Here is a 23,052-nt window from a genome sequence, read left to right on the forward strand (position 1 = left end):
ACTCTTGCTAAAGTAAAGCTGCTCGTATGGGCAGCTTTTTAGTATGGGAGAAGGAATGCCTCTAAAAGCTAAGTTGATTTTGTTGAGCTTGTTGCCGCTATTGTTAGTGATGGCGCTGACAAGTTGGATCGCTATCTACCAAACCAAAACGCTGGGTGACAAAGAAGTGAAAATCTTCCATTCCAGCCTCATTAAGTCCAAAGAATCGGCGCTCAAGGATCTGGTTGATTTGGCCTTTGATGCCATTGAGCACATCTATAACGATCCTAATATCGAAGAGCATCAGGCAAAGGAGCAGGTCAAAGCGATCATCAGTCGTCTGCAATATGGAACTGATGGCTACTTCTTTGTTTACGACAAGAACGGGACCAATCTGGTTCACCCAATTATGCCTGAACTGGTGGGGCAAAACCTACTACACATTCAGGATGAAAACGGCAACCACTTAATAGAGTCTCTACTTGCGCAGGCAAAGTCCGGTGGTGGTTTTCATCAGTATTTGTGGCAAAAACCATCGACTGGAGAAAGCGTACCTAAACTGAGTTACGCGGCTTGGTTAAGCAAGTGGAATTGGATGATCGGTACGGGCTTGTACATTGAAGATGTCACTGAAGAAGTGGCAAACCTCCAATTGGCGGTCAACGATAATATCGAGACGACCTTCTTTTCGCTTATTGTGATTGTTGTGGTGACCGTCGCGGTGATTCTGGTTTTGACATTAGCGGTCAATTTACATGAGCATCGACTGGCGGATAAGAGCTTAAAAGAGCTGGCGCATAAAACTGTGATGTTTCAGGAAGACGAGAAAAAGCATTTAGCGAGGGAGCTTCACGATGGTATTAACCAGCTTCTGATCTCAAGCAAATGCCATTTGGAGTTGCTTGGCACTAAACTTGATGACGAAACACAAAAGCAGCATCTGGCTAAATCGCAAAATTCGCTTATGACAGCGATTAATGAAGTTAGGCATATTTCTCATCAGTTAAGACCGAGTGCGCTGGATGATATCGGTCTTGAGGCTGCGATGACGACTTTGCTGACGGACTTTAAAGCGCATTCTGGCGTCGATGTTGAGGCGTCATTGTCAACCAGTCAGAGCAGGCTAAAATCAGAGGTAGCTACCACGCTTTACCGAGTGGCACAGGAGTCGCTGACTAATATAGAGAAGCACTCTCAAGCCAAGCAGGTGACGGTGATACTGCAGCAATTGGGCGACATGCTTCAACTGATCATACGTGATGATGGTGTCGGATTTGATGTAGGCTCGACGTTAAGGAAGTCGGGTATTGGTTTACGCAATATGCGTGAGCGAGTAGAGTTTTTGGGCGGCGATTTTGAGCTTGAAAGCGAACCAGGGTTTGGTACAGAGATTACCGTTCTGTTGAAATTAGATGGATTAATATATGGATAAACCGATCAAAGTGGTGATAGTCGACGATCACCAGGTCGTCTTAGATGGATTTATCGCTCGGCTCCAACTGGAACCAGAAATTGAGGTGATTGGCTCGGCCAGCAATGGCTTGGAGGCGATTGAAAAGGTTAAGGAGCTAACTCCAGACGTTGTGTTGATGGATGTGAGTATGCCATTAATGAATGGTATCGATGCAACACGTCTAATCAAGGAAGAGCTGCCAGAGATTAAGGTATTGATGCTGACCATGCATGATAACCGCGAATACATCATGAAGGTGATGCAGGCTGGTGCTGTTGGCTACATGCTGAAAGAGATTTGTGCCCGTCGGATGGTGCAGGCGATTAAAACGGTTTACCAAGGCTCCACCTATTTTTGCGAATCCGTTACACAAACCTTGTTTTCTCAAGAAGTGATTCCTGCTGCGCAAAAACCTAACCCTCTCAGTCGACGCGAGGAAGCCGTTCTTAAATTGGTTGCGGAAGGAAACAGCAGCAAAAAAATTGCAGCGCTGCTAAGTATAAGCTATCGAACCGTTGAAACCCATCGACAGAACATCAAACAGAAACTGGATTTGCACAGTACAGCTGAACTCGCAAAGTACGCAGTGGAGCAGGGGCTACTTGGCTAACCCCAAGTGTAATGAATGTAAGTGTTTGGGAGTTCAGATCAGGAACGTGTTAGGATTAAGTATTCGAATACGTTCTTGTTTTATTGTTATGACCTATCCTAAGAATATCCATCAAGATTACCACGCACACGTCTATTTTGACGCCAACAGCAACGATTTCGCTTCTGACTTGAGGGATCAAATCAGTCGTGAATTTGACTTTTCTGTTGGGCGCTTTAACCAGAAACTAGTCGGCCCTCATACGATGTGGAGCTTTTCTGTGACGTTTACAGCGGGTGACTTCGATGCTCTTATCCCGTGGTTGGATAAATCCCGTGGCGAGTTGTCAGTTTTGGTCCATGCGCTAACAGATAATGACTTAAAAGATCATACGGAGTTTGCCTACTGGTTGGGTAAACCTGTTGAACTGAATCTATCTTCGTTTTAAATAACTTGTATTTATCACGAAAATCAATTGGTTTTATCTATCATTTATGGGAATGCTATTTTTAGAAGTTTTTATGTCTACCTTACTGATTAGGCTTGGATAATTTACTATTTTAACGATAACGGCTATCACTGTTAATTATGATTAATCACTAATCATTAACTTTTTCAGCTTGGTTTATGTACTGTCTTGGCCCATACGGATGTTCGGGGAATGCCAGGAGGGCCAGTCATCATACTACTAGGCTGAAAAGTGCAGTTTGATTAAGCGCGCAGCCTAGGCTATTTGCCAAGAGGTATACGTGTTTAGTTTTAAAGCCAAGCTACTTATCAGCAAACTTTCGCTACTGGTTATTTCACTCGCTGCACTCGCTTATTTTCAGTATTCATTTTTGCATAGTGACAGAGAAAAAGAGATCCACAACACCATTGAATCAGTTCTGACTGGTGTAGAGAATACCGTGCAATCTGATATTGATGGGTGGAAAAACCTTGCGTTATCGACCACTCAGACCATTGAACACGAATACGCACCTAAAAGTATCGAACAGATCATTGAACAACCAAAATTAAAAGAGCTGTTTGTCGCGACGGGTATCGGCATAGAAGAAGATGGCGGTATCATTGAAAATGTACCAGGCTGGGTGCCAGACAGCACATGGGATTCTCGTGAACGCCCTTGGTATCAAGATGCCAAGCAGCATCGCTCTTTGATCATTACTGAGCCCTATATCGATGTTAACACTCAGCAGCAGATGATCTCCATTTCAGCGCCTGTAGTTGTAAAAGGGGAGTTTAAAGGGGTCACTTTCTTTGATGTTAGCCTTGCGGTATTGAGTGAGAAAATTAACCGAATTTCACCATTGAATGCGGGTTATCTGTTTTTGATGACCAAAGACGGCAACATCATTTCTCACCCAAACAAAGACTATAACGGTAAGCAGCTGTCTGAGGTGTACCCTGAGCTAAAACTGGGTGGCGATGACCAGGTACTGACCCTTGATGGTGAAAAGAACATCGTCCAGCAACTACCGTTGACAGGCCATGACTGGATCATCGGTTCTGTACTTAAAGAAGATATTGTTTTCCAATCACTGGATGACATGCGTGACCAGACGTTGATGTACCTTCTGGCCGTCATCATGATCTCTGTTATTGTGCTCGGTTTCGTGGTTAACCTACTGATGAAGCCGCTATCGAACATGACGACTGGCATTAACAGTATTTCGGGCGAAGGTGACAAGAAAGATCTAACTTACCGCCTTGAAACTAAAGTCGATAAAGAGTTTGCGTATATTGCGGGCGCGTTTAATGGCTTTGTGGAAATGCTGCAAAACAATATTCAGACCTCCAAACTGTTTGCCAATGATCTGACTTCGACAACCAGAACTGCTGTAGAGAACTCGGAGCGTTCTGAAGCTTCCATCCTTAAACAGCAGCAAGAAGTTGAGCAGCTTGTGACGGCATTGAATGAAATGAGCAGCACCGCGCAGGAAATGGCGCGCAACACTCAAAGTGCGGCTCACGCCGCCAGTCAGGCACACGACGCATCGGTTGAAGGTGTTCAGACGGCAGTAAACGCCAGCTGCATCATCGGAGAGCTGTCAGCGCAGGTCGCTCAGTCTGAACAGGATGTCAAACAGCTCAATGTGTCTGCCGATAACATTAAGGGAATTCTGAGCGTCATTTCTGACATTTCAGATCAAACCAATTTGCTGGCACTGAATGCATCGATTGAAGCAGCACGAGCAGGGGACTCAGGTCGAGGTTTTGCTGTTGTTGCCGATGAAGTTCGCCAGCTTGCACAGCGTACACAAAGCGCAACGGCGGATATTGGTAAAATTCTCGAAGAGCTGGAGACTGGTACTGAGCAAGTAGGGCAGTCTATGTCAGTCAGCCTGACCAAAGCGGATGAGGCGATTAGTGGAATGAAGCAGGTTGAGATGGGTCTTAATACTATTAATGAGTCGGTTCAGTCTATTAACGATATGAACGCACAGATCGCGACTGCTGCTGAAGAACAAAGTTTAGTTGTTGAAGAGATCAGCACCAATGCGACAAACATCTATACCTTATCCAGCGAAGTGACGGATCTGGTGTCAAACACGCGAACGGCTGTTCAGAAGCTGAAAGACCAAAACGAATCAGACAAATCCCTCGAAGCATTCGTTGTTTAAACAGGAAAAGACCGCTTCGGCGGTCTTTTTACAGGCAGAAATGACAATTCTCTGCATCTAACCCATAAGCGCCTTTGCGACTGGCTAGGTGCTTTCTCCCTTCTTCGATCCCCATGAAATAACCTTCATCTAAAGCCAGTTTTTTCATTGTTAATCGTTTCACGGTGAAATTCTCTGGTGGCGCGATGACACGTACTTTACCCCCTTCTGGTGGATTGCGAATAAAGGCTAATGCTTGGTTGTATCCTTCGGCTCTTCTAGCCAGTGCCTCGGCAATTTTCGGGTATTTATGTAGCAGCTTTTTGATTACCCAAGAGCTTTTCGGCTTAGGCATCTCGTAGCTGAGTGGGTGAGAGAGGACAACTGTAATGTCCGTCGCACCGCGGCGATACGCCTCCATCACAGGAATGGAGTCTGCGACGCCTCCATCGGTGTAGCAGCCACCAGAGAAGCACGGCGTTGTTTTATAGGCGATAGGCAGTGCGCTGGTGGCTTCAATGATCTGGCTGAGGTTGCTGTGATTGAGCTGGTAGTAGTCAGCTTGTCCCGTATTGATATTAGTGGCAACAGCCAACATTGGGGCCGACTGGAATACTTGGTGTGTGTCTAGCGGATAGCGCTTCTCGGATTCTGACACCAACCAATGCACGTCAATAAGATCACCACCTTTTACAAACCGCTTAGGGTTGTAAAAATCTCGGTCAGTGGCCAGTTCAGTGATGACGTGATAGCTACGGCCTATCTGCTTACCTAGGTAGCCGAGTAGATTGGACGCACCCGCCGAAACGCCAATGACAAAGTCATAAGGGTAGTAATCATCGTCAATAAAAGTATCGAGCACACCCGCAGCAAAAATGCCGCGCATTGCGCCTCCTTCAACAACAAGAGCCTTCACTATCTTGTCCTCAACCAATTGTTTTATCCAGAATAACGCCAGCGAACGACATCGGATAATCGGATCTAGGCATCATTGAAATAGGCAAAAACTATAGATAGGAAACTCCTATTGAAAGTATAGAAATGAACGTTTTTAACTATCTTATCGTGATGGATATAGTGAAGTCATTGAAGGGCAACAGCCCAAGAATATTGAAATTGATGAGGAATGCATGATGACAAACCAAGTTAACTTAATCGGCCTAAACAACGAAAAATCACAAGCCTTGGCGACCGAGTTGAATGCATTGTTAGCACACTACCAAGTGCTTTACATGAACACCCGCGGTTATCACTGGAACATCAAAGGTCAGCAGTTTTTCGAATTGCATGTGAAATTTGAAGAGATCTACACAGACCTTCAAACAAAAATTGATGAGTTGGCAGAACGTATTCTGACGATTGGATCAACGCCAGACCACAGCTTTAGCCAGTACTTGGCCAAGAGTGATATTGAAGAACACCAGCATGCCACTACAGGTAAAGAATGTGTGAGAGGCCTTGTTCATGGTTTCAGCACGCTACTAACTCAGCAACGCGCTATTTTGGCTCAAGCTGAGGATGCAGAAGATGAGGGTACAGCCGCCTTGATGGGTGACTATATTCGAGAGCAAGAAAAGTTAATGTGGATGCTGAACGCATATATGCAATAAAGATACTGTTTAAATAAACAGTCTTTTCTTGAATTATTGGTGAGGATATTTATACTGTATATAAGTACAGTTTCTGGAGGTGAGTTATGTTGTGGGAAACCCTTGAACGTGTTAATCGCCTGCGCCAGGAGGCGCTAAACGACCCAGAGTTTATTCGCTCGGCAAAAGCGCATGAGAAGGCGTTAGAATCTCAAGAAGTTCACTATATAGGGGCTTCAAAGCGTTCCGCTAAGCCGAAAAAAGCAAAAGCTCTATCAGATATTTACCAGCAGTCAGAATTCGGGTATGACCCTTCTGTCTCTCACCATTAATCGACTATAAAGCAGGGCGACAGTGCCCTGCTTTTTCGTTTTCTCGTCCGGTTATTCACAGTTAGCCAATACCTCTTGATGGTTTCATACATTCTTTGATTTGATCTCTTGATAATTTATTGATTTGACAACTGATTCTTTGGTGGTTTTAAATTCTAATATATATTGCATTTGTGGAATTAAATATTAGTATGGCGACTTGGTTTGATCAGTAACAATGAAGTGTTTGATTATGAATCTATCTTTGCGATAGCAGTCACAACTGCTCTGCCGCTTATTGATATTTCTTCGTAATATGACCACTTCCATAGCGTTCGAATTTATAATCCGGAAACAACAATGAACAACAAACTCGGGCTCAGTTCTCTTACTGCGATCGTCATTGGCTCAATGATAGGCGCAGGTGTATTTAGCTTGCCACAAAACATGGCTGCTGTTGCGAGCCCTGCTGCCGTGATGATCGGTTGGTCGATCACGGGGATCGGCATGGTTTTTCTTGCTCTCTCATTTCAAAAGTTAGCCTTTCACAAGCCTCATATCGAGAGTGGTGTATTCGGCTATGCCAAAGAAGGATTTGGCGATTTCGTCGGCTTTTGCTCTGCGTGGGGGTATTGGCTCAGTGCGATGTTGGCCAATGTCTCTTATCTGGTTATTGTGTTTAGCACACTGGGTATGCTGTTTGATACACCAGACAATATTGTTTTTGGTTAGGGCAATACTTGGGTGTCGATCTTAGGTGCTTCTGCCTTATTGTGGATGGTACATGCTCTGGTTTTACGTGGCGTTCAGACTGCGGCTTTGATTAACATGGTCACGACTTACGCCAAGTTGGTGCCGCTATTCGTTTTCATACTATGTGCTCTGTTTGCTTTTAGCTGGGACACATTTACGCTCGATTTTAGTGGCCTTCATTTCGGTGAAGGGCATGGGTTAATGGAGCAAGTCAAAAGTACCATGCTGGTGACCGTTTGGGTCTTCATCGGTATTGAAGGCGCGGTGGTCGTATCAAGTCGAGCTCGAAACCGGAAAGACATTGGCCGCGCAACGATATTAGGTCTACTTACCGCGTTATCTATCTATGTGTTAGTGACGTTACTGTCGATGGGCGTTATTAAACCAACGGAACTCGCCCACTATCAGAACCCTTCAATGGCGAAAGTGCTCACTCATATCCTTGGGCCATGGGGGCAATACATTATTAGTATTGGCTTACTAGTGTCTGTATGTGGTGCATTTTTGAGCTGGACGGTGTTGGCGTCAGAAGCTCCGTATTTATGTGCTAAAGAGAAAATGTTCCCAGCCAAGTACGCTAAGTTAAACAAGGCTGGCAGTCCGGTAAGGCCGTTAACCCTGACCAATGTTTGGGTTCAAGTCTCTCTCATCTTTGTGATGTTCGCGGGTAGCACGTACGATACCCTACTGATTATTGCCTCCGAAATGATCCTAGTGCCTTACTTTTTGGTGGGTGCATTTGTACTAAAACTGGCGCTAGAGCAGAAAAATAAAGGCAGCCTGCTAGCCATTGGTATCGGTGCAACCTTGTATGGGCTTTGGTTGCTGTACGCTTCCGGGCTCAATTATTTAATGCTTTCTGCCATTTTTTATCTGCCGGGTTTGTACTTTTACATTCAGGCTAAAAAAGAGCAGGGTATTAACCCATTCGAAGGTAAAGAGAAGGTAGGGGCTGGACTATTGAGTGTGGTCGCTGTGCTGGCTGTTGGCCTGTTGTGGCAAGGCATGATTAGCCTTTCATTTTAAAAAATCCCCCAGCTGGGGGATTTTTTATGAGCGTTTTAGTACAACTCGGTTTTTGGCGCTTTCTGCAATGGTGAACAGCAAGCCTGCCCATATTAGGCTGAAACTCACTAGTTTGACTTCATCGAAGACTTCGCCAAATAAATAGATCGCCAACAAAAATTGGATAGACGGCTCAATATATTGCATTAGGCCGACGGTCGACATACTGGTTAAACGAATCGCGAGAGAATAGAAAAGCAGCGGAATCAAAGTCGCTGGAGCTGCGCCAACGTAGAGGGCAAAAGTCTCCCAGCCAGAGTTAAGAGATTCCGTTCCAACCGTCGCTTCTTTGAAAATAAGGTAGCCCAGTGCAAATGGCGTCAGTGCTAGAGCTTCAACAAACAGACTGGTGCTCCACTCGTATCGGATCTTTTTCTTGCACCAACCATACAGCGTAAAGAAAATGGCCATCGTGAGTGCGATAACGGGTACCTGCCCATATTGCATCACCTGATAGCTCAAACCAGCGCTTGCCAGTACCAACGCGACCTTTTTGCCAAGTGAAAGCTTTTCTCCCAACACAAATACGCCCAGCGCCGTCATCGTCAACGGGCTGATAAAAAAGCCTAAGCTGGCATCGATAACGCGATCATTGGTGATTGCCCATGTGAAAGCGCACCAGGAGATAGACATCAAGGTACTACCAAGGATTGTAATGGCGAGAGAGTGGCGATCCGCGAAAATAGCCGAAAAGTCAGGCATTCGTTTGGTGACAAATAACACAATCAGTATGCCAAAGGGCACAGACGCGACCAATCGAACGGTCAGTAGTTCGTCTAAAGCCGCGTTAGGCAAATATTGATAATAGAGTGGCAGTAAACCCCATAGAAGGAATGAAAGCGCTGCCATCCAGTTACCGGTACGTTCTTGTGACATCGAATAAACCTAGTGATTAATATGCGTGCAATGTATGCGCAAAACTACGTATTGTAAAGGAGTTTGTTGTGTCGTTACTTTCTGGTTTTTATTCATTTAAAAACAATGGCTTATGATGTTTTATTTGAATGGTCATACCGTGTATCAAGATCACAGGCTCAAAACTAAACGCTAAAGATTTTCTTTTAATAGTCGACAGTTATACTATCTGGAAAATTAATTGATATTGGTGACAAAAACCACCAGTACAAGGTAAGGATCTTCGGGACGCTATCACTCGAAGTAATAGGAGATTGTTGATGAGTGATTTTGAACAAAAACGTAAATTCTATCGCTTGAAATACCCAAGAAGAGCAAGACCTTCTGTGCGTATTTCTAACGAGCTGTTTCACGTAACCGAAGTTTCTGAAGGCGGCATTCGAGTGGTAAAGAACACATTTACCGACTGGTACAAAGGGCTGGCTATGTCTGGAACCCTCAATTTACACAACAACAAACAAGTGACCTTTGAAGGCGCTGTACTTCGTTTTGATCAGAATGAAGTGATTGTGAAGCTAAAGAAAGGGCCAACGTTTAAGAATATGGTCGAAGAGCAGCGCCATATTCGCCAGAAGTACCCAACGTATTTCTCCCGACCAGTCACCGAAGTCGCATAACGACAATCTCACCTGCTATCACGTTAAACCGCTGGCACTTACACCCAGCGGTTTTTGCCATTCATATCTAAGATGTCTAAAGGCAGCAGATGGTGATCATCACCACGCCGATGCTCACTTATGTTTGTGATAAATATATATTAAATTTAAAATCAACGGGTTAGGTGAGTTGGTGAAGAGATACTACGCAATCAAAGTGCGTATGCGCACTTTGTTCAGATGATATTTCTATCTTTCTGTAGAGGAATCAGGGAGATTTGCTGAAAATCGGGCATTTAAAAGTGAGCATGCGTAGTATACAAATGTTATACATTCGAGTTTCCCATTATTTATCGGAGGTAGTATGGACTGGGTTGTTCAAAATAAAGAATGGCTTTTTAGTGGTATTGCTATAGCAATTCCCCTTGCAATTGCTGGCTGGTTTTTTTCTGGCAAGAGTAGCAAACAGGTTCAAAAAGGTGGTAAGAACTCGACCAATATCCAAGTTGGAGGGAACTTGAACATTAGGGAAAGAAAAGATGATGAGTAAGCAAAGTCAAAAAGGCGGAGATGGCTCGACCAACGTGCAAGCTGAACAGCTAGTAATCAATATGGGTATCGATGAAAAGCGGGCTCGTGAAATTTATCAAGAGATGAATTTGCAGCTGAAAAAGGAGTATTCCCAAGAAGCGTTAGAAATTGCAAATTCGAGAGTCATCGAGTTTGAAAATAATTTGATGCCAAAGATGAACGCTGTTGATGGAGCAATGCAAGCATTTGCTGATCCTAGTTTTCAGTTGTTGTTAGTTGAGGCGCAAAAGCGTGCAGCTGCTACGGAAAGAGCCGCTGACTATGAGCTACTATCCGAGTTACTAATTCATAGGTTTCAAAAAGGTGAAGATCGAACTATAAGAGCAGGGATTAGCCGCGCTGTTGAAATTGTAGATGAAATTTCCGATGAAGCTTTACTGGGTATGACGGTAGCTCATTCAGTTTCAGCGTTTTTGCCTGCAAGTGGCGACATTAGTGTGGGCTTAGATACATTGAATGAATTGTTTGGAAAAGTTCTATACAACCCATTACCTACAGGCAATAGCTGGCTTGATCACCTTGATGTACTTAATGCCGTGCGTCTAAACTCTTTTGGTAGTATGAAAAAAATGAATCAATACTATCCGGAAGCGCTATCGGGGTATGTTGATATAGGTATCAAGAAAGATTCAGACAATCATGCTAAAGCAGTTGAAATGCTCAAGGAGCACAAATTGCCTCCTAATTTATTGTTAGATCATAGCTTAAATGATCAATATGTCCGGTTAGGTGTAACTAGTAAAAGTCGAATTAGTGGAATTCAACTGTATCAAACATTTATAAATAATGGGCAGGCAATCAATATTCCAATTGCTCTGTCTCCAGAGCAAATTAAAGCCATTGAGTCCATTTACGACCTTTATGAAAATAATGCTAGCTTAAAGCAGCAAAACATCAATGCTTTTATGGCTGAGTGGGATAAACGAGAGAATTTACATACATTAAAAAGTTGGTGGGACTCTATTGATGTTCTTTTCCAGTTGACATCAGTAGGCAAAGTTTTGGCGCATTCGAATGCTCAAAGGTGTGATAAAAGTTTACCTCCACTTGATGGCTAGAAAATGTATAACAATGCATTTAAGAGTGATTCGTAACGCTTGGCAGTTTCGCTTCGCTCAAGTATAGCCAAGCGTCACTCACACCTTAATGCGGCGTTATACGTCCATTTGGCTCTGCAAGTTAATATGAGTATAATTGTCTTTTTTATTATTCGGGGCTGTTATATGAAAAATCAATTGCTTAGTGCGGTTCTAGGTGCAATTGTCGGAGCTATCATTTCTGCATTTGGAACACCGGTAATTAACGACTGGTTGTCTTCAAATAAAGAACCATTGCTGCTGTCAGAAATCAGCAAACCATTTTTGAAGTCATTAGATGAACCGATCCGAAAGCAAATTAAAACTATAACTTCTACATACTCGATTCAGCACTCCCAAGGCTCCACGGCTGAAGATATTACATTAATATTCAAATCATCCGAGCCTTTAGACAAAAAATCAATTGCCGTTGTTTCTGGAGCTGATAAGTATAAGCTAACAGAAGTGTCTGGTAACGAAGTTCATATCGACTTTGCTTCTATTCGTCCGACTGGTGGTGCGTCAATCACAATCGCACATTCACCAGAGTCTGATATTTTATTTGATCATTTAATCCACACTGGTCAAATTATTGGTAAACACTTATATGAAAATAAAGAGTCCCCAGTAAATAATCCTCTCATATTAGTAACAATTATGATGGTCATAATTGTTACTTTTGTAGCCTTATTTATCCTTGTTGGTCATTATGCAGCAAAACGTTTTGTACACACAGAAGACCAAGTTAATGGTGAGGCTACTAAAGAGCAGCGCATCTATGTTGCTTCAATCATCATTGGTATATTTATATACAATATGATGACTGAAAATTTTCAAGGTGGCTTACCTTTACCCAAAATTAGCTTACTGGAAGTTTTATGCGGTGTAGTGCTTTATTTGGTGCTTACTAACTTTGCTAATCTAAAATCAGCCTTGCGTAAGGACGTATAACAAAGCGTTTAAGACAGATTCCCAACGCTTGGCATTTTCAGTGCTATCGTTGGGTTTTGTGTTTAAGGTGGTATGGTTAGATTTCGTGGTTGCGTTGCTCACTACTTAACGCGGCGTTAGGCTTTTTCCGCATAAAAATTGTGGATTTGCCAACAACTTCAATTATTTGAGTATCGAATTCTTGTAATGTGTCTAGTGGCATATTGCCGTTCTTTGAGGTATCAAAATGAACGAATCAGAAATTCGAAGAGCAATTCAAAATAAGTTAGTAATTGAGTTTACCTATAGCAATAGGTTACGCGTGGTAGAGCCTCATGTGCTTGGTGTCTGTAATGGCAATGTTCAAGTCTTGGCTTATCAAATTGGTGGTCAAAGTAGCTCCGGAGGGTTACCTGAGTGGCGTAGGTTTGACTTGTTCAGGATTAGTAATTTACGGGTGACCACTCAGACTTTTGCTGGACGTAGACCTTTCCCATCAGGAACTCATAGTCCTTGGGATCGTGAACTCGAAATAGTACCAGCCTAACAATCTGTTTAAGAGTGATTCGCAACGCTTGGCATTTTTGCTATGCGTTGCGTTTTGTGTTTAAGGTAGTCTGCGGCGGCATCGGTATTGCGTTGCTCACACCTTAACAGGGCGTTATAGCAACTAAAAGGCCACCTGTGATAGTGGCCTGTAAGGAATTAGTAAGATGAACAAGCGCCGTATGATGGTGCTTCTTTTATTCGATATTTTCTGCCGTTTTGATCTTTCGTATTTGTGTATGAGTAAGGTAGATCGTCATAGTATGAAGGCATTTCTAAAGCGCTGTACCCACCATTAGGCCATTCTGCAAGCGCGTAGTTAGAGTACGATTGGTACTTGTAGCTATTTGTTGCTTCATTTAACTGCGAGCCTGTGATTATTGTGACAGGAACTTTGTACGGCTCTCCCCATGAGTAATCAGCTTTTTGATATTGGACACAGCCATACTCTTGAGAAGCAAAAGCTACGTTGATCGTACCTAGCAAAGTTAAAGCAATTACAAACTTTTTCATTTCGTTTTAATTTAAAGGTGCCGTATCCCTTTTATTCCATGCTACTTAGCACAAGGGAGTTTGGTCATTAATCTATGCACTCCAAATTTGCGCGCGGATTATATGGGTAAAATAGTTCTTCGTATACATAAAGTTGAATAGTTGCTATAACAAACTGTTCAAGAGGGATTCGCAACGCGTGGCATTTTTGCAATGCGTTGATTCTGGTGATTAAGGTGGTATGCGGCAGCTTTTGTATTGCGTTGCTCACCCCTTAACAGGGCGTTATGTACTTATCAGGAAAATTATAAATTGGATAAAAATGTAGAATATGCAAGCCATATGATTTCATGGCTTGATAAGCTCGGAATTCCCAAGTTAGACATCGCCGAGAAGTCATTCAAAATCGTCAAGTCTTATTGGCTCCAGAACGAGAGTACGGACCTAGAGGCGTTGCGTGAAGAGCTGTGGATCTGGGTTGATGGAAATGATGGTTATAACACTCAAATTACAGATGTTGCAAAAATGAGAATTATTTTGTGCCTTGCATATGAAGACAACCGTGAGTTAGCAGAGGTGGGGTACTTCGAAGATCTATTAGTGTCTATCGGTGTAAGTTACGAGGATGCTTACAAACGTACATAACAAAGCGTTTAAGAGTGACTCTCAACGCTTGGCATTTTCAGTTTGAATCGGCTTAAGTGTTTACGGCACAATGGTTTAGGTTGTATGGTAGCGTTGTTCACACCTTAACGCGGCGTTATGGCGCTAGGTAAGTTATATTCAATCAGTTGCTATAATTGATTTGTATCCAAGGGTAGGACATGAATCATGAAAAAGTCAGAAGCAATACAACGAGCGAGAAGTATATACGGCGTCGATTTTCGAAGTCGCAATACTCACTTTTCAAAGATCAACAAGGCATTACCAGTTTGGTGGCTAGAGGTTTCATTAGACAAAATAGATGACAGCCGGTTAAAGCAAATCTATTTCTTACTCGAAGATGGTATGAACATACATTTGCTCGACATTCCTACGAATTACTTGCGTGAGAATAAATCTGGTTTCTACATTCGACACGACAAGAATCACATGTGTTTTAAAATTGATGTGTCATCATATCAAGAGCTAATGGGGTCTAGAAGAGAGTCAATGAAGCGCTTTAGAGTCTCGCCATAACAAACTGTTCAAGAGGGATTCGCAACGCGTGGCATTTTCACTATGCGTTGGTTTTAGAGTTTAAGGTGGTTGGCGGCGGCTTTGGTATTGCATTGCTCACCCCTTAACAGGGCGTTATGGTGCAGCAAGATATAGTTTTTATTTGGCTTGTTGGTCCAGCGTTCGCTGCGAGTCTCATGGTCATTCTCAAATCTCCACTAGGTTCCAAATCTTTATCTCTGGTGAAAAGCCGCTTTGAGTTTTTCATGACGGCTAATCTGCCGTTTGCATTTGGCTCCCAAGTTAAATTTGCATTACGGCAATTAGCTGTAGCGTGGCTTTAGTGGGGCGGCCCTTTTTTGTTTTAGTTGGCTGTATCGTTGTTGTTGGGTTTCTTCTTTGGACTTCATTGGGTTGCTGCATACTGGTTTGTTGTGTTTAGTGGTCACAATAAGCCCATGCTTTGCGGTGAGTGTGTTGGTTGTCTTAGTTTTCCATAACCAAGCGTTTAATTGGACAACCAACGCTTGGCAGTTTTGGCTCACAGTTTAGTTTTTGTGTTTATGGCACAATGGTTTAAGTTTGTGGCAGCGTTGCTTGCCCATTAACGCGGCGTTATGCTCCAATATAGGATTTATAATGGCAAGCAAAAATATACGATATTTGAAAGTATTGGCAGTAATGCTTAGCATATCCCTACTCGGCTACATTATCTTCCTGTTAATTCCTGAGCCATATTTGGAACGTGACTACCCATATGCTTTTCATGTGATGTTTGGAGTAGTGGTGTTAGCTGGAGCTCCTCTTGTGTTGGCTACAATCAGTTTAGCATTCGATGTTTTCAAAGCATGGGGTGGGGTATATTGTATGGATTATTTAGTTTGTGTTAGCACACTAAATCAAATAGCTCCGATATTGGTATATGTTGGCTTATATGGGCTAATTTGGAACTTTTATCGCCTACTTCAAGGCAAAGCATAACAAAGCGTTCAATTGGACAGTCAACGCTTGGCAGTTTTGGTTCACAGTTTAGCATTAGTGTTTATACCACAATGATTTAGTTTTTTGGCAGCGTTGCCTGCCCATTAACGCGGCGTTATGTATATTCAATAAAAGTGTTAGTTTGACTTTAATAAGTGCGCTTCCTTTTTACGCTTTATTTTCTTTTTGTATTTAATTTTGTAAATTCAATAGTATTTTATATCAATGTTGCTTTAACTAGTATTTTATAAAGGTTGTAAACAAAATGAGAGTGGTAGTTGTAGTTGTATTTGTATTTCTTTTCACGTTGCTAGGGTGCCAAAGTTCAGGTAGTACTCAAAGGACTTTAGACCCAATTATGAAGTACCTTAATGCCCCTAAAAGTCAAGAAATAGAGGCACATAGCCTGTCAAACTACATAAATCGAGCATCCGAGTTGGCTACAAAGAAAGGTTACAAATACTTTGCACTAGTTTCCAAGTTGAACAGTAAGCATCAGCAAAGTATCTGGGTTTACCTGTATAGTAATAAAGAAGAGCTACAATCGTTGAATGAGAAAATTCGCAAAAATAACAAAATGACGCTGATAGATACATTTACCACGAAAGACAGTAAGGGTCGTCGTTACATATCTGCTGATTTAGTCCCTGGGCTTGCCTATGCTATCGGTGACCATATACATAACAAAGCATTTAAGAGTGATTCCCAACGCTTGGTATTACCAGTTTAGCGTTGGGTTTCGTGTTTATGGCGCAGTGGTTTAGTTTCTATGTAGCGTTGCTCACACCTTAATGCGGCGTTATGGTGCAGCAAAATATAGCTCTTACTTGGCTTGTTGGTTCAGTGTTTGCTACGAGTTTCACGGCAGGTTAGGCATGCCCACTAGATTCCAAATTTAAATCTCTGGTGAAAAGCCGATTTGGGTATTTCGCTAAGGCTAATCTGCCGTTTGCATTTGGCTCCCAAGTTAAATTTGCATTACGGCAATTAGCTGTAGCTTGGCTTTAGTGGGGCGGCCCTTCTTTGTTTTAGTTGGCTGCATCGTTGTTGTTGGGTTTCTTCTATGGATTTCATTGGGTTGCTGCATACTGGTTTGTTGTTTTTGGTGGTCACAATGAGCCCATGCTTTGCGGTGAGTGTGTTGGTTGTCTTAGGTTTCCATAACCAAGCGTTTAATTGGACAACCAACGCTTAGCAGTTTTGGCTCACAGTTTGGTTTTTGTGTTTATAGCACAATGTTTTAAGTTTGTGGCAGCGTTGCTTGCCCATTAACGCGGCGTTATGTGAAAATTCTCCTGAAGCCATTGTTAGCTCTAAGTAAAGGTATTAGATAGTGAAAGATATAATGCTCAAATTAGCGTACTTCACGCAGCATATAACTTTGAATAAAAATGAATACGAATACATAGGGGAAGACGAGCTTAGCGTTGTATTTCGCTACAATAATAGCGTCCTTTGCCGCCCCTATATTTATTTTCGACCAGTAAATATTAGTAGTGCTTTGAACGAACATGAATTTATAGAGACTATATTCGAATGCTATGAGGGGAATGTTGAAATTGTCTCTCAAACTTTTACCGAGTTTGAAGACAGATTTCGGATAGTTACACGCTATGGTATGGTTCTTGGCGATACTAATGGTGAGTTTTCGGGGTGTGAGTTTACTTATAGGCAAGATAACGACAACATTTTTAAGTACCAAGTCGAAAACTCCATAGCGCCTGAAGATGAATGTTGTACACCTTTGAACCCTCTAAAACTCTCAGTAAATGGAACGTTAGAGTGTGAGGTTGTGGAAGAGCCTTTAGTAGGTTCTTTTCTCTGCCCAAATTAATTTTCACATAACAAAGCGTTTAAGAGCGACTCCGTAACGTGTGCCGGTTTCGCTTCGCTCAAGTTTGGCACACGCTACTCTGCGCCTTAACGCGGCGTTATGCGGCAACAGAAAACTTGAGTTTGGAAGTAATAGATGAGTAGTGTAAAGCAGATCCCTGAGAAAATTCGGAAGTTGTACGAAATAGTCAATGAACTGGAGGCAATGTTTACCGGACGTCATTTCACCCCTGATGGTCACTTAGTAGGAAGCATAGGCGAAGTGTTAGCTGAATATCATTACGGGTTAGAGCTGTTTACTGCATCTGCTGAAACACACGACGGCAAAAGCCCTTGTGGTAAATTAGTTCAAGTAAAAGCAACTCAAAGCAAATCAATCGGGTTACGTTCGGAGCCTGAGCACCTGCTAGTCTTAAAAATTCTACCATCTGGTTCAAGTGAAACAATTTACAATGGCCCTGGCAAACTTGCTTGGGACAATGCGGGTAAAATGCAGAAAAATGGGCAGAGATCTTTGTCAGTGAGTAGGATGCAAAAGTTAATGTTGGAAATAGAGGCACAATATCAACTTCCAATAACCGCCGCATAACAAATTGCTTAAGAGTGACGGCTAACCTTCGGCATTTTTGGTTCGGTTGAGTTTAGTGATTACGGTGGCTTTGCTTGAGTTCAGTGGTTTAGCCGCACCTTAGCAAGGCGTTAGCTGCAATCGGTATTTTGGAGATTAAAAATCAGATGTATAAACTAGAAATTTTTTGCACACCTGAGCAACAAGACCTAGTTCTAAGTACTTTACATGAGTCAAGTGTCGATAAAATCGGAAACTATGATCACTGCTGGGCTATTGGGTCGGTTACAGGGTCTCACCGAGCTCTCGATGGCTCAACTCCCATATTTGGAGATAAGGGAAAAGTGGAAAACTACCCACTGTTAAAAGTAGAAATTAACGTGGCCAAGAGCCAAGTTAAACCCATAGTTGAACAGTTACGAGTGTGCCTCGGTTGGGAAGAGCCTTTAGTGAATGTCTTCAAAGTTTATAACTTAGAGTTTGATCTTTGACGGTGGAATTTGCAGCTAACAAACTGTTCAAGAGGGATTCGCAACGCGTGGCATTTTCAATATGCGTTGGTTTTAGTGGTTAAGGTGGTATGCGGCGGCTTTGGTATTGCGTTGCTCACCCCTTAACAGGGCGTTATGTGCTACTTCGAAAAATGACGATGAGAGAACTTAATCAATGGATGAAACTGGTTATACGACTATTCATGTTTGGGTGGAAAATGCTCTTCTACCTCGTAATCTTCAATCCCCTCACTGGGAAGATAGTGATCAGTCAGAAGTAAAATTGAGTGTTTCTCCAAAAGGGAGGCTCAGAAGCAAACCTATATATCTAGAATCTATCGAACTAGCAGTAGACTTTGCTGAGTATCTGAAACCCATATTTGCAAAACGTTCCTATCGAGAAGCTTATCGTATCGAACTTGAAACAGTTCCAACTACACAATCTAAGCTTATACAACGTTGGAAAGAAGCTGATTCAAAAGAAGTATTGCAGCAGATCAGCTATTAATAACTACGCACATAACAAGGCGTTTAAGAGGGATTCTCAACGCTTGGCATTTTCAGTTTGATTCAGTTTTAGTGTTTACGGCACAATGGTTTAGGCTAGGTGGTGGCGTTGTTCACCCGTTAACGCGGCGTTATGTGCTATCGCAGTATGCAAGGAATTTTGATGATATTTGAATGGTTTTCTACGGTATTCTCTGAGCCTACAGAACAAGCGAAGCTATTTACGGTCGCTATATCGACAACTCTTGCTGTTACTCTTTTATTGCTAAATCAATGGTTCATTAGGAAGCGAGATAGCAAGGAAAGGGCTATAGAAAAGTTAGAAGAGCTTACAGGAGCCGTACATGAGTTTTACTCGTTAGGTACCGAGGTAAATCGCTCGCTCAATCTAGGTAAGAATTACGATGAAAAGCTTATTGAAAAGTTTGTAGGGCTTGGAATTAAGATTGACACTTTGTGTAGTCTATATTTTCGCCAGTCAAAGATAGATACTTCTATCTCTTCAGATATCATCAGCTTAGGAATGGATGAATTAAGTGAACTAAAGCTCAAAAATGGGGATACGATTCCTAGTGACCACCCTTATATAGAAGCTAATGAAGAGCTTCATACTTGGTTTGAAGCAGCGCAATTAAAGTTGGAAAAGTTAATAAATCAGCACGTAAAATAGCACATAACAAAGCATTTAAGACGGATTCCCAACGCTCGACATTTTTGGTTTGCTTCAATTTTAGTGTTTACGGCACAATACTTTAAGTCTGGTGGTCTGCGTTGCTCACCACTTAATGCGGCGTTATGAAAAAAGGATAGCAAGTGGTAGCCTCGAAGATCGTTGAAAAAAGTTGCAGTTTTATTAGTGAAGCGTCTTGCTATGAAGTAGCTAGAGATTTTGCGGGGCCAGCACTAACTGCTTTCGCAGTCATAGCCTCGATTTATATTGCATTTAAGCAGATATCGAAACAACATAGCAACGCTATTAAAGCTCAAAAAGAAGAGACAAAGCGAAATACTCGAATTGAACTCTTTAAAGACGTTAGCCTTCTAATCGAACAGAGTTCAGCAGTTATTAGAGAAGTTAACTCATATTGTACAGTTAAAAATAGCATTCCAGATCAAGTCGCATTGTTGGATCACCAAGAATATTCAGAATTATCTAAAAGAGTTATCCAAGCTCTACTTCTAATTGTTAGCAAAATTGAGTCTCATGAAATAGTTCACCCTATGTTATTTAAAACATTTAGATATTCACTTCAATCTATCGTTCACGATGTCATGAAGCTCAGGGAAGATACAACTAGCACTACATGCCTAAAAAGAATGCTGGAGTATACATCCGATGCATCTTGCTACTTAGGAGATTTCCAAGTCTGCCTCCAGAATTTGGCATATGGGGACATATTTAAAAACAAGATTACCGCTCGGGTACCAATTGATAAAAGTTTACGGGTTATAGAAGATGATCCAAAAAAACTAGAAGCATTGCTTAACTACTTTGAAAACGAAAGTAATTGGGGTGTAAGCTGTAATAAATATGAAAATGAAGCTAAGGCACAGTTTTCTTCATAACAAAGCATTTAAGAGTGATTCGCAACGCTTGGCAGTTTCGCTTCGCTCAAGTATAGCCAAGCGCTGCTTACACCTTAATGCGGCGTTAGCTATCTCTCGTATATAAAGGAGTTCCAGTGGTAAAAGTTCTCGTTAGTTCATGTTTGGTTGGAAACAACGTTAGATACAATGCGAGCTGTTTATCAATCCCAGAGCCTGAGTTGCTCTGGCTAAAGTCATACACAGAACTAGTGATTTTTTGCCCCGAAGTATCAGCAGGTTTACCTATTCCTAGAGCACCAGCTGAAATTATTACTGGTAAAGGTGTTGATGTGCTGGATGGTTTGGCAAACGTTGTTGGAAATGATGGCATCGATGTTACGGAACAATTTGTAAGTGGGGCAGAAAAGGCTTTGGAACTTTGCAAAAACCAGCAAATAAAGTACGCGATTCTTGCTGAAGGCAGTCCTTCCTGTGGCAGTTCAAAAATTTATGATGGCACATTCAACGGGATTAAAGTCGATGGTTCAGGGGTAGCCACTGCATTGTTAGAGCGCAATGGTATTAAAGTCTACAGTCAACATACGATAGCTAAGCTCCGAGAGGCGTTGGAAAAAAATAGCTAACAAACTGTTCAAGAGTGATTCGCAACGCGTGGCATTTTTACTATGCGTTGATTTTAGTGATTAAGGTGGTATGCGGCGGCATTGGTATTGCGTTGCTCACCCCTTAACAGGGCGTTAAATGCTTTTCGGTAGAAGTAGGAATCAATGACATCACATCCATTATTACCAATGCCAAGTACAAATCTAGAAATCTCTGAGTCATATGCACTTCTTGGTCGTGCGTTAGCATACGCTACAGATTTTGAACACAACTGTAGAACGTTGGCTCATTTGACAGATGTTGTGAACACAAATAATGAGTTTTCATTCGAGGTCTACATGCTTTTGAAGTCAGGTACTTTGTATGAAAAAATTCGGTCATTGGTATCTGAGTATAGTTTACCAACGCATTCAGAGGACAGTATTCACGCCGCTAGGAAGGCAAGAAATAACATTGCTCATAGTATCTGCATAGAACATGAAAAACTCTTGTCTAGTGAGAGCGGGCGTTTGGCTTTTAGGGCAAACATCATGTGCGAAATGGATGCGCTAATTAAGGGGAACCAGTTAGTTCAAGACATAACACGAATACTAAAACAAGGCAGCAAAGACACATATGGCTCAGAGGCTATCGAGTATTTTTTTGCTGTATCTGAATGGCTTGATGGTAAAAATTAGCCACGCATTTAACAAACTGTTTAAGAGTGATTCGCAACGCGTGGCATTTTTACTATGCGTTGGTTCTAGTGTTTAAGGTGGTATGCGCAGCATCGGTATTGCGTTGCTCACACCTTAACAGGGCGTTATGCATATTAGAGAGAATAATGAACTCATATACGAGCGAATGTAAAAGGTTGTCTATCAATGCACGAGCTGCAATTGGTCTGCTTGTCTTTGAGCGCTTCTGTGTTCTTCATGGTTTAGAACTTCATGATAATCAGGAGTTTTTAGAGCACTTATGGGATTGGTTTCTCGTTGATGGTCCAGACGAATTCGAGCCTTGGGAATCTAAACGACCCACTTTAGTAAATTGTGGGCTAGGTGACGAATTTCCCGAGGATTTAAGGCTCTCCCTCGCTCAAAAAGGTATCGGCGAGAATCAATTTAGGACTCTTGTCGGTGGGATAACCGATATTTTATGGGGTAGTTTTTGGGGAGCGGCTGAAAACGAACAATCAATGGTTGCACTTGAAAATGTCATTTCAGCTAGTGGCATAGAACAACTGCCGGTTTTAACACCCTTCAAGTTTTCATTGTTTTTACAAAATGATGGTTGGGGTGACAAAATCACATCTCAAGATTTGGAGTTTTGGCGCACCTGTGTGAAATATGCATAACAAATTGTTCAAGAGTGATTCGGCACGCGTGGCATTTTTGCTATGCGTCAAGTTTAGTGGTTAAGGTAGTATGCGTAGGCTTCGGTATTGTGTGCCTCACACCTTAACAAGGCGTTATATTTCTGGGGGCTACATGAGTAAAATTCGAGAGCAAGCTAAGGATACTTTGTATGCATGCCCTTGTTGTGGGTACGCGACTATTGGAAAGCCTGCTGAGTATGAAATATGTGAAATCTGTTTTTGGGAAGATGATGGGCAGGATGATCCAGATTCTGAAAAATTTCTAGGTGGGCCTAACGGTGTTTCATTGAGTGAAGCAAGATTTAACTTCTTGGTGTTTGGAGCAGCTGAAAAAAAGGATTTGCGACATTGTCGATCTCCTAGTAAAACCGATACAAATTTACGAAACTACTATTTAGAATATCGAGTGGTCTCAAGGAACAAAATATAACCAAGCATTTAAGAGTGATTCCCAACGCTTGGCATTTTTCATTCCGTCGTTGGGCTTAGTGTTTACGGTGGTGTGGTTAAATTTTGTG

The 23,052-nt window shown here is 42.1% G+C and carries 28 protein-coding genes and 1 pseudogene; 26 read left to right on the forward strand and 3 right to left on the reverse strand.

Annotation, left to right across the window (positions count from 1 at the left end):
• Positions 1-55: 55 nt before the first annotated feature.
• The 4 genes from IX95_RS18000 (at position 56) to IX95_RS18015 (ending at position 4,645) form a co-directional block, all read left to right on the forward strand.
• The gene (locus IX95_RS18000) at positions 56-1,411 is read left to right on the forward strand and encodes a cache domain-containing protein (protein WP_006958852.1); all 1,356 of its coding nucleotides are present in this window, start codon (positions 56-58) and stop codon (positions 1,409-1,411) included.
• Entirely contained in the window at positions 1,404-2,042 is a 639-nt protein-coding gene (locus IX95_RS18005; RefSeq protein ID WP_006958851.1) for a response regulator, read from the forward strand. Before IX95_RS18000 ends, IX95_RS18005 begins: the two co-directional genes overlap by 8 nt.
• An 88-nt stretch (positions 2,043-2,130) precedes the next feature.
• Entirely contained in the window at positions 2,131-2,469 is a 339-nt protein-coding gene (locus tag IX95_RS18010) for a DOPA 4,5-dioxygenase family protein (RefSeq protein WP_038162576.1), read from the forward strand.
• Between the two features lie 301 nt (positions 2,470-2,770).
• On the forward strand, positions 2,771-4,645 hold the full coding sequence (locus IX95_RS18015) for a methyl-accepting chemotaxis protein (protein WP_038162580.1): 1,875 nt from the start codon (positions 2,771-2,773) through the stop codon (positions 4,643-4,645).
• A gap of 28 nt (positions 4,646-4,673) precedes the next feature.
• On the opposite strand, the gene IX95_RS18020 is transcribed toward IX95_RS18015, so the two are convergent.
• Entirely contained in the window at positions 4,674-5,540 is an 867-nt protein-coding gene (locus IX95_RS18020) for a patatin-like phospholipase family protein (RefSeq protein ID WP_038162583.1), read from the reverse strand.
• Between the two features lie 217 nt (positions 5,541-5,757).
• On the opposite strand from IX95_RS18020, the gene IX95_RS18025 reads away from it, so the two are divergent.
• The 3 genes and pseudogenes from IX95_RS18025 (at position 5,758) to IX95_RS18035 (ending at position 8,303) form a co-directional block, all read left to right on the forward strand.
• Positions 5,758-6,234, forward strand: a complete 477-nt coding sequence (locus tag IX95_RS18025) for a Dps family protein (protein ID WP_038162586.1) — start codon at positions 5,758-5,760, stop codon at positions 6,232-6,234.
• Between the two features lie 86 nt (positions 6,235-6,320).
• Positions 6,321-6,545 carry a hypothetical protein gene (locus IX95_RS18030; RefSeq protein ID WP_038162589.1) on the forward strand — a complete coding sequence of 75 codons (225 nt, stop codon included), beginning with the start codon at positions 6,321-6,323 and terminating at the stop codon, positions 6,543-6,545.
• 339 nt (positions 6,546-6,884) lie between these two features.
• Positions 6,885-8,303: pseudogene (locus IX95_RS18035) on the forward strand (basic amino acid/polyamine antiporter).
• 24 nt (positions 8,304-8,327) lie between these two features.
• Here the strand turns inward: IX95_RS18035 and rarD are convergent.
• Complete coding sequence (rarD, locus tag IX95_RS18040; RefSeq protein ID WP_038162592.1) at positions 8,328-9,218, reverse strand: EamA family transporter RarD; 891 nt, start codon at positions 9,216-9,218, stop codon at positions 8,328-8,330.
• A gap of 299 nt (positions 9,219-9,517) precedes the next feature.
• Here rarD and IX95_RS18045 point away from each other — a divergent pair, with 299 nt between their 5' ends.
• The 5 genes from IX95_RS18045 to IX95_RS25955 all read left to right on the forward strand — a co-directional run bounded on the left by IX95_RS18045 (position 9,518) and on the right by IX95_RS25955 (position 12,997).
• Complete coding sequence (locus IX95_RS18045) at positions 9,518-9,874, forward strand: PilZ domain-containing protein (protein ID WP_021458334.1); 357 nt, start codon at positions 9,518-9,520, stop codon at positions 9,872-9,874.
• A 343-nt stretch (positions 9,875-10,217) separates the two neighbouring features.
• Positions 10,218-10,403: a hypothetical protein gene (locus IX95_RS18050; RefSeq protein ID WP_038162595.1), complete on the forward strand. Its 186-nt coding sequence runs from the start codon at positions 10,218-10,220 to the stop codon at positions 10,401-10,403.
• The gene (locus IX95_RS18055; RefSeq protein ID WP_038162598.1) at positions 10,393-11,502 is read left to right on the forward strand and encodes an LPO_1073/Vpar_1526 family protein; all 1,110 of its coding nucleotides are present in this window, start codon (positions 10,393-10,395) and stop codon (positions 11,500-11,502) included. The genes IX95_RS18050 and IX95_RS18055 overlap by 11 nt, the downstream gene beginning before the upstream one ends.
• A gap of 165 nt (positions 11,503-11,667) precedes the next feature.
• Positions 11,668-12,471: a hypothetical protein gene (locus tag IX95_RS18060; protein WP_038162600.1), complete on the forward strand. Its 804-nt coding sequence runs from the start codon at positions 11,668-11,670 to the stop codon at positions 12,469-12,471.
• Positions 12,472-12,697: 226 nt separating this feature from the next.
• On the forward strand, positions 12,698-12,997 hold the full coding sequence (locus IX95_RS25955; RefSeq protein WP_081885447.1) for a WYL domain-containing protein: 300 nt from the start codon (positions 12,698-12,700) through the stop codon (positions 12,995-12,997).
• A 158-nt stretch (positions 12,998-13,155) separates the two neighbouring features.
• On the opposite strand, the gene IX95_RS18065 is transcribed toward IX95_RS25955, so the two are convergent.
• A complete protein-coding gene (locus tag IX95_RS18065) occupies positions 13,156-13,509 on the reverse strand; it encodes a hypothetical protein (RefSeq protein ID WP_038162604.1) in 354 nt (117 codons plus the stop codon).
• A 321-nt stretch (positions 13,510-13,830) separates the two neighbouring features.
• Between IX95_RS18065 and IX95_RS18070 the strand changes: the two genes are divergently transcribed.
• The 14 genes from IX95_RS18070 (at position 13,831) to IX95_RS25995 (ending at position 22,964) form a co-directional block, all read left to right on the forward strand.
• Complete coding sequence (locus IX95_RS18070) at positions 13,831-14,133, forward strand: hypothetical protein (protein ID WP_152562045.1); 303 nt, start codon at positions 13,831-13,833, stop codon at positions 14,131-14,133.
• A 186-nt stretch (positions 14,134-14,319) separates the two neighbouring features.
• Positions 14,320-14,667 (forward strand): hypothetical protein, encoded by a 348-nt coding sequence (locus IX95_RS18075; protein ID WP_038162609.1) that lies wholly within the window; start codon positions 14,320-14,322, stop codon positions 14,665-14,667.
• A 618-nt stretch (positions 14,668-15,285) separates the two neighbouring features.
• On the forward strand, positions 15,286-15,627 hold the full coding sequence (locus IX95_RS18085) for a hypothetical protein (protein ID WP_038162614.1): 342 nt from the start codon (positions 15,286-15,288) through the stop codon (positions 15,625-15,627).
• 358 nt (positions 15,628-15,985) lie between these two features.
• Positions 15,986-16,357 carry a hypothetical protein gene (locus tag IX95_RS18090; protein WP_152562046.1) on the forward strand — a complete coding sequence of 124 codons (372 nt, stop codon included), beginning with the start codon at positions 15,986-15,988 and terminating at the stop codon, positions 16,355-16,357.
• 603 nt (positions 16,358-16,960) lie between these two features.
• Positions 16,961-17,461, forward strand: a complete 501-nt coding sequence (locus tag IX95_RS18095; RefSeq protein WP_235202647.1) for a hypothetical protein — start codon at positions 16,961-16,963, stop codon at positions 17,459-17,461.
• A 135-nt stretch (positions 17,462-17,596) separates the two neighbouring features.
• On the forward strand, positions 17,597-18,049 hold the full coding sequence (locus IX95_RS18100; protein ID WP_038162620.1) for a DUF6998 domain-containing protein: 453 nt from the start codon (positions 17,597-17,599) through the stop codon (positions 18,047-18,049).
• 146 nt (positions 18,050-18,195) lie between these two features.
• Entirely contained in the window at positions 18,196-18,519 is a 324-nt protein-coding gene (locus IX95_RS27025; RefSeq protein WP_038162625.1) for a hypothetical protein, read from the forward strand.
• A 175-nt stretch (positions 18,520-18,694) separates the two neighbouring features.
• Positions 18,695-19,027: a hypothetical protein gene (locus IX95_RS18110; protein ID WP_025625109.1), complete on the forward strand. Its 333-nt coding sequence runs from the start codon at positions 18,695-18,697 to the stop codon at positions 19,025-19,027.
• A gap of 162 nt (positions 19,028-19,189) precedes the next feature.
• Complete coding sequence (locus IX95_RS18115; RefSeq protein WP_038162631.1) at positions 19,190-19,696, forward strand: hypothetical protein; 507 nt, start codon at positions 19,190-19,192, stop codon at positions 19,694-19,696.
• Between the two features lie 143 nt (positions 19,697-19,839).
• Complete coding sequence (locus IX95_RS18120) at positions 19,840-20,592, forward strand: hypothetical protein (RefSeq protein ID WP_038162634.1); 753 nt, start codon at positions 19,840-19,842, stop codon at positions 20,590-20,592.
• 116 nt (positions 20,593-20,708) lie between these two features.
• Entirely contained in the window at positions 20,709-21,197 is a 489-nt protein-coding gene (locus IX95_RS18125; RefSeq protein WP_038162636.1) for a DUF523 domain-containing protein, read from the forward strand.
• 144 nt (positions 21,198-21,341) lie between these two features.
• Positions 21,342-21,854 carry a DUF4145 domain-containing protein gene (locus tag IX95_RS18130; protein WP_038162639.1) on the forward strand — a complete coding sequence of 171 codons (513 nt, stop codon included), beginning with the start codon at positions 21,342-21,344 and terminating at the stop codon, positions 21,852-21,854.
• 146 nt (positions 21,855-22,000) lie between these two features.
• Positions 22,001-22,513 carry a hypothetical protein gene (locus tag IX95_RS18135; RefSeq protein WP_038162643.1) on the forward strand — a complete coding sequence of 171 codons (513 nt, stop codon included), beginning with the start codon at positions 22,001-22,003 and terminating at the stop codon, positions 22,511-22,513.
• Positions 22,514-22,646: 133 nt separating this feature from the next.
• A complete protein-coding gene (locus IX95_RS25995) occupies positions 22,647-22,964 on the forward strand; it encodes a CPCC family cysteine-rich protein (RefSeq protein ID WP_081885450.1) in 318 nt (105 codons plus the stop codon).
• The last annotated feature ends 88 nt before the right edge of the window (positions 22,965-23,052 follow it).

Origin of the sequence: Vibrio sp. B183 (assembly GCF_000740665.1) — a bacterium.
GTDB lineage: Bacteria > Pseudomonadota > Gammaproteobacteria > Enterobacterales > Vibrionaceae > Vibrio > Vibrio coralliilyticus.